The organism is Arthrobacter sp. AOP36-F1-5, assembly GCF_058137995.1.
In genome coordinates this window covers 1,142,935-1,155,503 of sequence record NZ_CM176892.1, presented here as the reverse complement: position 1 = coordinate 1,155,503, position 12,569 = coordinate 1,142,935, and the positions used below count along the sequence as shown (strand labels likewise).

Sequence of the window (12,569 nt, the reverse complement as noted above, 5' to 3'; positions counted from 1 at the left end):
GGGGTTCCGTGGGGAGAGGTCACTCGCCTGGAGCTGGCTTCGGCCCGAGACTTCGCAGGCCGGCACAACACCGGTCAACTAGCCGTGGCGCAGAAGGCGGGGCAGGCAGTTCCGCCTCTATGACTCCGACGAAACGATAGTTCCATCACCATCCAACAGCCTCACGATCTCATCGTGCAGTCGCCTATCGGACTGATCAAGCCCGTCGAGAACTTCACCGATGGTGACTTCGCTCTGCCGAACCTCACGGGTCTCCGCCCGGGTGATGAAAAGATGTGAGTAGTCGACCGACGCCCCAGCCACCGTCTGCCTCCAGTTCGGGTCCTGCTCGTTCGCGAACCAGGCAGAGGGGCCGAACTTGAGCTGCAGCTGACATTCTCCGAAGTCAGTTCCTCCTCCGGGCACCTCAAAATTGACCGTCCATTCGTATATCCCGGCATAACGTGCACTTACCTCTTGCACGTATTCGGGGCCGAACGTTGCGTTCAGTTGGTCTTTCAGGACGTTGGCAGCGAAGAGGCGCGCCTGCAACTTCAGTCTCTTCAGGAGTTCACGGCCCTCACCGAAACGCTCACGCGCTTGAACTGCCAGATCGTTCGCGAACTTTTCCGCCTCCACGTCCTGCCACTTGCCCTGATACCTCCTCGCTTCTCCCGTCGCGCACATTGCGACGACGAAGCCGACCACATCCTGCTCTTCCACGAGTCCCCTCCCGTTCGAAAATTTCTGACTCATCTGGTCAATGAACGAATAGGCCTCCGGGTTCCGTTGGCGGTAGCCGGGATCGCGATCGATCACTCCGCGAAGCCGCTCGATCAACAGGCTGTAGGTGAGAACCGGGGCGTTCTTCCAGCCTTGGGTCTGAAGCGTTTCATCCCGGTCTCGGCAGAGGAGCACGACGGCGCCCCTCCGTCCGTCGCGTCGGCTGTATTTAAGATATCCCTCGTAACTATGGCCATGCCCGTCGGAGGTGAAGTAATTCTCAACGACGAGCACCGCGGCATCGCTCTCGAGAACCATATCGGCGATGTCTGCCGGCTCATCCGCCACAGCAGTGTTCACTTCCTGCCGGACCCAGTAGCCGGCGTCCGGAAGCGGTTCAGCGCCGGTCTTCTGACGATTAACTTCGTCGATGAGGATTTTCATGAAGGCGTCGCCGAGTCGGTGGGAACCTTCGACCTCCAGAAGCCACGTGAAGACGTTGGAGATCTGTTTCTCGTGGAGTCCGTGGTGCATCACGTCGAAGACATTGAACCCTGGCTCCAAGGATCTTCCGAGCACCGGGAGCATGCCCGTCACGAGATCGTTGGTCATCGCGCCTCCTCCGGTGTGTGCGGTCCATGGCTTCGCGATCGTATCCCGCCCAAAGCTTGGCAGTATCCCCGGCACCCGTCCCATGGGCGTGGCCCATGGACGCCTCGTGACGGGTCCTCCCTACGAATGTCATCGGGGGTTGTTACGTCGCAGCTCTGCTCATCGCAGCGTCGTGCAACCGGCCCGCCTCTATTGAATAGACCTGGTCGCATGCCGAAGAACGGGCGGGATCCGGCCCTGCGTTGACCCGCTGCCAGCTCATGGGTGAGTGTGAACTGTCTGGCCAAACATCCAGTGAGCCGTGTTGATCAGTTCCATCACGGCGCCCTCTGGCATCCCTTCCACCCCGGGGACATATAACCAGCGGTGGCGGCGGCTCCAGAACGGCCCCACGGCTGGTGAGATGCGCCCGCGCAATTGCCGAGGCATCCGTTGATTCACATTGACGAGCCCCAACTGCGTCAACGGCATCACGGCGCGAAGGGTGTAACTACCGCTATGCTCGGCGCGCACCATCATGCTTCTGGCTGGCTCGAAGTCCTGCCAGGGAATCGGACCGATACCGCGCAGCGTCATTCCACGAGTTTCAAGCCTGACCTCTTCACGTTCAAGATCAGCGAACTCGAGCTGACGCCGATACGTCGTAATCAGTAGGGCCAGCCCGCCAAAGAGCATGGCGTAGACCGAGATGATGCCGGAAATGGTCGCCCCCGTGACCCGGAGACTCTCGCCGGACAGAACCAAGCCCAAAGCGATGGCCGCACCCAAGCCGACCAGACTCACGAGCCCGATGAGTACCAGGAACAACCATCGTCTCGCTTTCGACCATCCGGCGGGTCTACCCGGCATCGTCACTACCCCGGTGGTCTGTAGCTCTTCCAGTGCCCGAACGAACGCCGTTGAATTCTCCACATCGACTACGCTACAACAAGGCTCTAGGGCAGCCGTCGTAGCTCGCCATATGTACCCTTTTAGAGCGGTAGTCCACGGTGGCATAGTCGGTACCAGCACTGAGGCCGCAGCATCAAAAGTGCTATTCAAACGTCCGCCTCCTCGACACCGATTCCTGTCGTCCGAAGTGACGTGCCCTGACGGCTCGTACCGTGGGCCACCGGGTGCATCCGACTGCGCTCCCCCGGAAATAAACGTTGAAGCTGAAACCAGCCGGGTTCCGGCCCGAAGAAGCCCTGGAAGCTGGAGGTCTCCAGTCCAACCCTCGACGCGCGCAGGATTCACATCCGTCTTTCAGGAAGTCCATTACGCTTGCGTCAGGGCCCGCATCCTCATCACCGGCATGTCCGGTGCCGGGATGTCGACGTTGCTCGAAGAGCTTGCCATTCGGGGACACCTCACCGTTGATACGGACTACGACAACTGGGAGTTGCCGGGAAGCGTCTGGGACGAGTCGAGAATGAGCGACCTCCTGGCCCGGCACGATGATTTGCTGATCTCGGGCACCGTCGAGAACCAGGGAAGGTTCTACGACCGGTTCGACCACGTGGTGCTGCTGAACGCTCCGGTCCAGGCTCTCATCGAGCGTGTCGCCAACAGGACGAACAACCCGTACGGACGCACCAGGGCACAGCAGGATGAAGTGCGCCGGAATCCGAGGGACGTCGAACCACAGCTACGGCGAGGCGCAACCATCGAGCTTGACGGGCGTCGGCCCGTCTCCGACCTGGCCGACGACATCGAAGCACTCCGATCACCCCGTCATTCCGTCGTGCACTCAAGGCGAGCACGAAGTTCGTGCATCAGGGGCCGATGCCGGCCCAGGGACAACGGTGGAACCGGAACGCGGCAATGCGGTGAGGCGAAAGTCGACCGCGTTCCAGCACGGAGCAACCGCTGTTTTATGCCTTGAGTACGTACTGCAGTGTCTGCACCACCTGATCAGTGGTCTTGCACCAAGCCTGTGCTTCGGCGTCGACCTCCTTGAGCGGATGGACGATGTCTTCGTCGTGCAACGTCATGTATGGCTTGCCCAGGGCTGCGCAGTAGCCGGCATCGAAGGCGGCGTTCCATTGTTTGTACTTATCTCCGAAGCGGACCACCACCAAATCACTCTGTTCAATCAGCGTGCGCGTACGAATGGAGTTGACCTTGGAGGACTGGTGATCACGCCAGAATTGGCTAGAGGTCTCGCCGAGGTGGTCGCCTGCGGCGTCGCTTGCGGGGTGGTCGGTCACCGGCGAGGTGAATTCCACGTCGAGCCCGAGGGCCTCTGCACCACGCTGGATCTCATCACGCCAGTCGGTGTGGATCTCACCGGAAAGATAGACGGAAAAAGTCATGGTTTGATGCTCCTTCATAAATGTCGGTTGGACCTAAAATTGGCCCTTCAGCCAACCTTCCAACAGAACGGCGGAAAGTTCCAACGACCGACAGAAGATGACACGCTCCGGGTTCCCCGCCGCCGCCGTAGGTGGTCAGCCGATAGGTGTCGGATGGTAGAGCGGGAGTCGACCCCGTCACGTCACGGACCACCCTCTGGTCATCTTGTACATCGCATGAACTGTCGACGCACGCCCCAGCCCGATTCACGCCCCCCAGCTAATGGGTGGCTAGGCTGGGTGGATGGCGACAGTTCTTCTCGTGCGGCACGGCCGCACCACAGCTAATGCCACTGGTCTGCTAGCTGGCCGAGCCGCTGGCGTCAGCTTGGACTCGGTCGGGCGTGACCAGGCCGCTCTGACCGGAGAACGGATCGCGCCCGTCCCCATTGCCGGGGTGGTATCGAGCCCACTTGAGCGTTGTCAGGAAACCACCGAAATCATCCTCGAGCGCCAGACCGGCACACCGGGCACGGTGGTCGATCAAGCCCTGACAGAGTGCGATTATGGCCAATGGCAGGGCCGCGCGCTCAGTGATCTCGCGTCCGAGGAGTTGTGGCCGTTGGTACAGACCCAACCGTCCGCCGTCGTCTTCCCCGACGGTGAGTCAATGGCAGAAATGCAGGCCCGGTCAGTGGCAGCAATTCGCCGCCATGATGCGGCCTTCGAAGCCGCGTACGGCCAGGAAGCCGTATGGGTGGCGGTCAGCCACGGTGACGTCATCAAGTCAATCCTTGCCGATGCGCTTGGCATGCATCTTGACCTGTTTCAGCGTATTAACGTCGGCCCCGCCTCTGTATCGATCGTGCACTACGGAACGAGTCGGCCGAACGTCTACGCGACCAACACCAACGCGGGTGATCTATCGTGGCTCACTACCAACACTCTTTCTGGTGATGCCCCGGTGGGCGGCGGTGCAGGACAGAAGGCCCCATGAACCATATGCGCCTAGAATACTGACATGGCTACACGTGTTCACGAATTCGACTGGCCCGATCGGGTCGTCGTTGGCACCCTTGGCCTTCCGGGGGCGCGTACGTTCTACCTGCAGGTGCGTGCGGGGACGCAGATCATCAGCATTGCGCTCGAGAAGCAGCAGTCTGCTCTGCTCGCGGAGAAGATCGACGAAATCCTCGACCAGCTCATCACCATCGATGGCAACCCCTTCAGTGTTCCCACGAACACTCCCGTTGAACTAGTCGATAATGACCAGCTCGAGGTCGTCCAGGAGCAGTTCCGTACCGGAGCTGTGGGCCTGGGCTGGGACCCGACCACGGCCCAAATCGTCATGGAGGCTTACCCCATCACCGATGCTGATGCTGATGGCAACGGCGAATGGCTCGTCGAGGAAGGCACTGACGAGCCCGAAATGCTTCGGGTGCGAATTCCGGTCGGCAGCGCCCGTGCATTCACCAAGCGCACCCGCGAGATCGTCGGGGCCGGTCGTCCGATATGCCCGTTCTGTGGTTATCCCATGGACGCAGACGGGCACAACTGTCCCTCCCCCGAGGTCTGATGGCGACGCCGGACCTCGCGACAGCCGAGCTGACTCTGACCGGTCGCATCACGACGGCGTCCAACGCTACGTTCCTCGGCACCATCGGCAATGTAGTGGTTGTCTATAAGCCGATAGCTGGCGAAACTCCGCTCTGGGATTTTCCGCAGGGCCTCTTGGCTCATCGGGAAGTGGCCGCATATCTGGTCTCGCAGGCCCTCGGCTGGGACATCGTGCCACGCACCTGGCTGCGTGATGGGCCGATGGGTGAAGGAATGGTGCAGCTCTGGCAGGAGCGGGACCGAACCCAAAACGCTGTGGACCTGGTCGCAACGGACCAGGTTCCGGAGACCGGCTGGAAACAGGTTCTCGAGGGGCGTGATGAGAGCGGACGGATAATCGCGCTCGTCCACGAAGACTCGCCTGCCCTCAGACGCATGGCGGTGTTCGACATCATCGTCAACAACGCCGACCGCAAAGGAGATCACATTCTTGCCATGGCTGACGGCCATCGGCACGGTGTGGACCATGGGCTCACCCTCCACAGCGACCACAAACTGCGGACGGTGCTGTGGGGGTGGCTGGGAGAAGCCCTCACCGCCGATGAACGAGACGGCATAGGTCGGGTCAGCGAAGGGCTACAGGGCGGTCTGGGCCAGGAACTGGTGGACTTGCTCAGCGTCGAGGAACTGGCATCTCTCGCGGCACGTTGCACACGGTTGCTCTCAGAGGGCCGGTTTCCATCCCCACGCGGTGAGATGTCCGCGGTGCCTTGGCCCCTTTTCTAAGGCGCCCCCACTGGCCCCGCAAGCTGAGCCACCCGAAAGTGAAGCCGCACAAGGAGCACGGCATTATTGCGACGCACCACGGGTGGAAATATGTGGGTGGCCGTCACGAACATATGTTCCTGGCGGCCACCGCTGTAAGTTTCAGGCCGGCCGGTACCTAGACGTTGAATCGGAAGTCGACCGCATTCCGGTGATTGCGGAACCTTTGGTGCTGAGGCTGTCCCTTTGCCACCATATGACTTGGAACCAAGCTATCACTCGAGGTTCTGGCAGAGTCGCGAGGGTGCCAGCCGGCGCGCCACTGGACGGCTTGGCATGGCTACCCGACTCCCTCTACCGAGATGGGAGGTTTGGCCTACCGCCAACGCTGACCCAGTACGGACACTCGCCATCGTGGTTCCCCCAGTCGCACGCGTGAGGGCCCTCGTGGTGGTGCCAGCCGCCGAAGCGACCAAGCCCCTCAGACCAGTGCTCACAGCGGATGACCTTCGGCGCGCGCTCGGGGTTGTCCTCGGTCATGAGCCCATGATCCCACTCATTGCTGCCCTCAGTCCCTAGACTCTTCATCCCCCGAGGCAAGTCCGCGGAACCGCTCGAAGAATCTGGAGAGCGCTTCGATGACCCGCTTCTTCTTGTCGCCGTGGTTGGACTCGCGGTTGAACCGTGACACTGGCGGCAAGATGCGGGTGATCTCAGTTCCCGCCGTGCGCAGCTGTCCGTCCCGGAACGCCTCATCCACGAACGACTGCGTCTCCTCCAGCTTGAGCTTGTGCGCTTCGATGAGCTCCTGAAGCTCAGCCTCGCGCTTCACGGAGATATACGACTGCCACTGCTCATCGACCGCGCCCTGCAGCGACACCGACTCGACGAAGTCCTCGACGAGGTCGCGCTTGCTGCGCAGGGTCGGGCTCGCGTCGACCGCGCGCGTGATCTCGGCACGGACTTCCTTGTCGTCGCCGTCGCCCTTCTCGGCGCGGAGCTTCTCGACGAGCATGAGGATGTAGTCGACGTTGATCTCGACCTGTTTGACGAGCTCGATTTCGAACACGACGTCGTCGTTGATGACTTCTCTGTCGCTGTCGCGGTCGCGCGTGTACTCGTCGCGGAGCCGCAGGTAGATGCTGGTGTAGTCCTGCCGCTGTCGCTCGGTCAGTGGGTCGTTGCCGTCGAAGTCGTCGAAGGACGTGAGGATGTTCTGCAGTCGCAGGATCGTGCCGAACAGCTGGATGAAGTCCTTTTGCGCCTGCTCCCCCACGATCTGCTGCCCAATTGGGAAGTGCGTGAGCAGTTCGGTGACCTTGTCGACATACTCGCCGTAGTAGTCGCCGTACGGTTTCAACAGGACGACGCCGCGGGCGTCCTTGTTGCCGAACAGCTCCAGCGCAGCGTTCGTCTCTTCCTCGAGGTCGCGGAAGGCGACGATGTTGCCGTAGGTCTTCACCGAGTTGAGGATGCGGTTCGTGCGCGAGTACGCCTGGATCAGTCCGTGCGCTCGGAGGTTCTTGTCGACGAACAGCGTGTTCAGGGTCGTCGCGTCGAAGCCGGTGAGGAACATGTTCACCACGATGACCAGGTCGATCTCGCGGTTCTTCATCCGCTGGGAAAGATCCTTGTAATAGTTCTGGAACCGCTCCGCGCTTGTGTCGTAGCTGGTCCCGAACATGTCGTTGTAGTCCTGGATCGCGTCCTCCAGGAACGAGCGCGTGTCACCGTCGAGCGCATCGGTGTCGAACGTTTCATCATCGAGAATGCCGTCGGCTTCGGCCCCGTTCGCGCCGTAGCTGAAGATCAGGCCAATCTTCAGACGCCTGTCCGGTGGCAGTTCCGACATCTTCAGCTGGAACTGGTTGTAGTAACGACGTGCGGCATCGATCGACGCGGTGGCGAACAGCGCGTTGAATCCGCGAACTCGTTTCCGCTCTTTGAGAGCCTCCGCCTGACGGCGGCCCCGCACTGAGTCGGCGACGTTCGTCACGACGCCGTGTTCGTAGCTCGATGAGCGCTTCGTCTTCTGGTCGAAATGCTCCAGGGTGTAGGCCACGACGTCCCGGATCCGACGCACGTCTAGGAGCGCTCGCTCACGGTCGATCGCTGACACTTGTGAGTCGTCGGGGTTCCCGACCTTGATGGTGTTGATGTAGTCGATCCGGAACGGCAGCACGTTCTTGTCTGTGATGGCGTCGACGATCGTGTACGTGTGGAGCTTGTCGCCGAACGCCTGCTCGGTCGTGCGCAGCTGAGGGTTGCCACCGCTGCCGGCGTTCGCGGCGAAGATCGGCGTGCCGGTGAACCCGAACAGGTTGTACCGTCTGAACGCGCGCGTAATGTCGGTGTGCATGTCGCCGAACTGCGACCGGTGGCACTCATCGAAGATGATCACCGCATGGCCCGAGAGCACTTCGTGGCCTTTGTTCGCCTTAATGAACGTCGACAGCTTCTGGATCGTCGTGATGATGATCCGCGCACCGGGGTCCTCGAGCTGCTTCTTCAGTACCGCCGTCGACGTGTTTGAGTTCGCCGCGCCCTTCTCGAAACGGTCGTACTCACGCATCGTCTGGTAGTCAAGGTCCTTGCGGTCCACGACGAAAAGCACCTTGGCCACACTCCGCATCTTCGACGCGAGCTGCGCTGCCTTAAACGAGGTAAGTGTCTTGCCCGATCCGGTCGTGTGCCACACATACCCTCCGGCTTCTACAGTGCCGAGCGTCTTGTAGTTCGTCGAGATCTGGATCTTCTGCAGGATCCGCTCGGTCGCGACGATCTGGTACGGCCGCATCACGAGCAGGTCGCGATCCGCGGTGAACACGCAGTACTTCGTCAGGATGTTCAACAGCGCGTGTTTCGCGAAGAAGGTCTTCACGAACGCCGTCAGTTCGGTGATCGGCCTGTTGTTCGCGTCGGCCCACCAGCTGGTGAACTCGAATGAGTTACTCGTCTTCCTGCCCTTGCCGGCACCGCCAGACTTCTTTTGCTCGGCCAGGTGCCTGTTGCGAGTGCTGTTGGAGTAGTACTTCGTGAGCGTGCCGTTGCTGATCACGAACAGCTGCACGTACTCGAACAGGCCCGAGCCCGCCCAGAAGCTGTCTCGCTGATAGCGATTGATCTGGTTGAACGCTTCCCGGATGTCCACGCCACGCCGTTTCAGCTCGATGTGCACCATCGGCAGTCCGTTGACGAGCACGGTCACGTCATACCGATTCGCGTACCTCGCACCCCCCTCTCCGGTGTCACCCCCGCCGCGCCCGATCTCGTACTGGTTGATGACCTGCAACTGATTGTTGTGAATGTTCGTCTTGTCGATCAGCGCAATGTTCTTCGTCGTCCCGTCGTCGCGCCTGAGAATCTGGACGTGATCCTCCTGGACACGTACCGTCTTTTCGACGATGCCGTCGTTAGCACCTGCGATCTTTGTCGTGAAGAACTGCTCCCACTCAGCATCCGAGAAGGTCATTTTGTTGACCTTCTCGATTTGTGTGCGGAGGTTGGCGACCAGATCTGTCTCGGATTTGATCGACAGGTGGTCATATGCCTGCCCTTCGAGGAGCCGAATAATCTCCTTCTCGAGCGCAGACTCCGACTGGTATGCATCAGCCTGCGACGGATCCTGGACGAATTCCGCGACGACCGTGCTCTCCGACGAGACCGCGATCGGATCGAACTTCAGTGCTGCAGCCTCACTCATGACGCCAACTCCTTGAACGTCAGGAGACGGTCACGGTAATGCTCATACTGCTTGCGACGAGCAGCGAGCTCGGCCGGGAGACCGATGCTGATGTCGTTGATGAGGGCGTCGAAGTCGTCAAGCTTAGCCGCCACACGCTTCTGCACTTCGAGCGAAGGGACCGGGACTTCAATCTTTGAGAAGTCGGTCTTATTAATGAGCGGCATCGTTCCGCCAGCGCGCTCGCCCTGAGCGCGCAGTCGCTCACGCATAGATGTCAACAAGTGGAAGAAGTACTCCACGACAACATCCTTGATCGGGACGATCGAGTTGATCTGCTGATTAGTCACACAATCGTTCGCGTTTATAACCGTCTTGCCCATGTCTGCGCCGATGCATGTCACAAGAAGGGAGTTTGCCGGGATAACCGCCTTTACCATCGCCGCCATTCCCGCGGAGGACAACCGACGGTCGGGAGTTGTGACGCTCTTCATGCCATTGCGGATATCGCTAGGCGTGACGAAGTCAATTTCTGTCCCCCAGGCTGATGCATCAGACGACTTAGGGGTGCGACCAGTGACGATACGACCGAGGTCGCCGAGCCGGACGAGTGCAGCGTTCGCTCCGGCTCCGTCAAGCAACTGTGATCGATAGTGCTCGTACTGGGCGCGCCGCGCTTCCAGCTCCGCTTCCAGCTCCGCTTCCAGCTGGGTGAACTTATCCAGTACTCGCACGATTTCCCGCTGCACCTCGAAAGGCGGCACCGGGACTCGAAAGGCAGAGTACTTTCCGATCCAATGTCGTGCATGATCCTGCGGCTCAAATCCTATGCACTGCATAGCGAGATAGACGAAGCGAAGCAACGCAGGCGCTTCGGGTCTGAGCGTAAGCATCTTCATCGCAGACGATTTCGCCTTGAAAGGGAAGTCGACCCAGCGAAACGCTGTCGTAAAGTCGTCGAATATCAGCACCGGGGAGACGTCCGAAGCGGGGTAGATGCCATGAGTCTCATTCGTATATCCAAGCACGAAGGTCTGCCCGGCAGTCAGTACAGGCGTCGGATAGTCGTCTCGATAGTCCGTCGATGCGACGAGGTACTTGCCCGGTTGTTCATAATCGAGCAATTCCCCTAGAGTCAACATCGGCACCCCGCCCGGGCACAGCTCCTGGATCAATTCATCGATGCGGCTCACTTGGAACCCTCCAGGTCCGCCACGATCTCGTCAATCGCTGTCCGTAGCTCCGCCTGACGCGCGACGATGCGCGCGATCTCAGCGTTCAACTCCACGATGTCGATCTCTTCGCGAGTGTCCTCGGCCTCCACGTACGAAGACACCGCAATGTTGTAGTCGTTAGCTGCAATGTCTTCATTGCTGACGATCGTGGTGAAGTAATCTTCGGGCTCGCGCGTTGTGAATGCGTCGAGGATCCTCGTCTGGTGTTCCTCGAGCAGCTTGTTCTTGTTGCCTACGCGCTTGAATTCGGCCGATGCGTCGATGAACAGTACGTCGCTGGTCTTCTTCGACTTCTTCAGCACGAGGATGCAAGTCGCGATCGTCGTCCCGAAGAACAGGTCCGGCGGCAACTGGATGACGGCATCGATGTAATTGTTATCGACGAGGTACTGGCGGATCTTCTTCTCCGCTCCCCCGCGGTACAGCACGCCAGGGAACTCGACAATCGCCGCCGTGCCGTTGACGGCGAGCCAGCTCAGCATATGCATGGTGAAGGCCAAGTCGGCCTTCGACTTCGGCGCGAGGACACCGGCCGGCGCGAACCGCTCGTCGTTGATAAGGAGCGGGTTGGCATCGCCCTCCCACTTGATCGAGTAGGGCGGGTTGGAGACGATCGCCTCGAACGGCTCGTCGTCCCAGTGGGCGGGGTCGAGGAGTGTGTCGCCGTGGGCGAGTTTAAAGTCGGCGTAGTTGACGTCGTGCAGGAACATGTTGATCCGCGCCAGGTTGTACGTGGTCAGGTTGATCTCCTGACCGTAGAACCCCTGGCGGACGTTGTTCTTGCCGAGCACCTTGTCGAACTTCAGCAGCAGCGAACCCGAGCCGACGGCAGGGTCGTAAACCTTGTTGACCTGCTTCTTGCCGACGACCGTGATGCGCGCCAGCAGCTCGGAGACCTCTTGCGGCGTGTAATACTCACCACCGGACTTTCCCGCATTGGCGGCGTACATCTGCATCAAGTACTCATAGGCGTCACCGAACAGATCGATCGAGTTGTCCTCCCACCGCCCCAGCGGAAGATCACCGATCGCGTCGAGCAACTTCACCAGCTTCTGGTTCCGCTTGGCGACCGTTGAGCCGAGCTTGTTGCTGTTGACATCCAGGTCGTCGAATAGACCCTTGATGTCGTCCTCACTATCCGTACCCAGCGCCGACGCCTCGATGTTCTTGAAGACCCGCTCGAGCGTCTCGTTGAGGTTCTCGTCCCGCGCCGCACGCTTGCGAACGTTGACGAAAAGGTCGGAGGGCAGGATATAGAACCCCTTCTCCGCGACGACCTCGTCGCGTGCGAACTCCGCGTCGGAATCCGCCGTCAGCCGGTAGTCGAACGACACGTCGCCCGCATCATGCTCGTGCTTATTGAGGTACGCCGTGAGGTTCTCGGAGATGAACCGATAGAACAGCATGCCCAGCACGTAGGACTTGAAGTCCCACCCGTCGACGCTGCCACGCAGGTCGTTCGCGATGCGCCAGATCGTCTTGTGCAACTCAGCTCGCTGCGCCTCTTTGGTGCTCGGTGCCATAGGTCGTGCTCCTCCGCGCCACTGCGCAATCACGGTGTTGGGTTATTTGCTCTCACTATATCGGGTGCCACTGACACTCGAGCTTCCCTCATCATCACCGCGTCGCGTAGAACGCCACTGCCGCTGTCGCCGTCACGCTCAGCGAGTCGACGCGGCCACTCATCGGGAACGTGACCCGGCACTCGAGCAGTGCGTCGGTCTCCGACGTGACGCCGCGACC

General features: G+C 60.4%; 10 protein-coding genes. 4 read left to right on the top strand and 6 right to left on the bottom strand.

What is annotated here, in order from left to right; translation table 11 throughout:
- Window positions 1–117: 117 nt before the first annotated feature.
- The gene (locus AC3ZI9_RS05320) at window positions 118–1,314 is read right to left on the bottom strand and encodes a PD-(D/E)XK nuclease family protein (RefSeq protein ID WP_444555760.1); all 1,197 of its coding nucleotides are present in this window, start codon (window positions 1,312–1,314) and stop codon (window positions 118–120) included.
- 258 nt (window positions 1,315–1,572) lie between these two features.
- Window positions 1,573–2,226: a hypothetical protein gene (locus AC3ZI9_RS05315; RefSeq protein WP_444555761.1), complete on the bottom strand. Its 654-nt coding sequence runs from the start codon at window positions 2,224–2,226 to the stop codon at window positions 1,573–1,575.
- Window positions 2,227–2,623: 397 nt separating this feature from the next.
- Between AC3ZI9_RS05315 and AC3ZI9_RS05310 the strand changes: the two genes are divergently transcribed.
- Window positions 2,624–3,178, top strand: coding sequence for an AAA family ATPase (locus AC3ZI9_RS05310; RefSeq protein ID WP_489923940.1), 555 nt, complete (start codon window positions 2,624–2,626; stop codon window positions 3,176–3,178).
- Here the strand turns inward: AC3ZI9_RS05310 and AC3ZI9_RS05305 are convergent.
- Window positions 3,168–3,608 carry a YtoQ family protein gene (locus AC3ZI9_RS05305; RefSeq protein WP_444554217.1) on the bottom strand — a complete coding sequence of 147 codons (441 nt, stop codon included), beginning with the start codon at window positions 3,606–3,608 and terminating at the stop codon, window positions 3,168–3,170. The two genes, AC3ZI9_RS05310 and AC3ZI9_RS05305, sit on opposite strands and share 11 nt — an antisense overlap.
- Window positions 3,609–3,891: 283 nt before the next feature.
- On the opposite strand from AC3ZI9_RS05305, the gene AC3ZI9_RS05300 reads away from it, so the two are divergent.
- Genes AC3ZI9_RS05300 through AC3ZI9_RS05290 form a run of 3 tightly spaced genes read left to right on the top strand, consistent with a single transcriptional unit; the run spans window position 3,892 to window position 5,930 of the window.
- Window positions 3,892–4,584 (top strand): histidine phosphatase family protein, encoded by a 693-nt coding sequence (locus AC3ZI9_RS05300; RefSeq protein ID WP_444554218.1) that lies wholly within the window; start codon window positions 3,892–3,894, stop codon window positions 4,582–4,584.
- Window positions 4,585–4,608: 24 nt separating this feature from the next.
- Window positions 4,609–5,163: a DUF3090 domain-containing protein gene (locus AC3ZI9_RS05295; protein WP_444554219.1), complete on the top strand. Its 555-nt coding sequence runs from the start codon at window positions 4,609–4,611 to the stop codon at window positions 5,161–5,163.
- Window positions 5,163–5,930, top strand: coding sequence for an SCO1664 family protein (locus tag AC3ZI9_RS05290; protein ID WP_444554220.1), 768 nt, complete (start codon window positions 5,163–5,165; stop codon window positions 5,928–5,930). Before AC3ZI9_RS05295 ends, AC3ZI9_RS05290 begins: the two co-directional genes overlap by 1 nt.
- Window positions 5,931–6,477: 547 nt before the next feature.
- Here AC3ZI9_RS05290 and AC3ZI9_RS05285 read toward each other — a convergent pair.
- From AC3ZI9_RS05285 to AC3ZI9_RS05275, 3 genes are read right to left on the bottom strand one after another with little or no spacing between them, the layout of a single operon-like run.
- On the bottom strand, window positions 6,478–9,612 hold the full coding sequence (locus AC3ZI9_RS05285; protein WP_489923939.1) for a type I restriction endonuclease subunit R: 3,135 nt from the start codon (window positions 9,610–9,612) through the stop codon (window positions 6,478–6,480).
- On the bottom strand, window positions 9,609–10,784 hold the full coding sequence (locus AC3ZI9_RS05280) for a restriction endonuclease subunit S (RefSeq protein WP_489923938.1): 1,176 nt from the start codon (window positions 10,782–10,784) through the stop codon (window positions 9,609–9,611). The genes AC3ZI9_RS05285 and AC3ZI9_RS05280 overlap by 4 nt, the downstream gene beginning before the upstream one ends.
- Window positions 10,781–12,349: a type I restriction-modification system subunit M gene (locus AC3ZI9_RS05275; RefSeq protein ID WP_489923937.1), complete on the bottom strand. Its 1,569-nt coding sequence runs from the start codon at window positions 12,347–12,349 to the stop codon at window positions 10,781–10,783. Before AC3ZI9_RS05275 ends, AC3ZI9_RS05280 begins: the two co-directional genes overlap by 4 nt.
- Window positions 12,350–12,569: the final 220 nt, after the last annotated feature.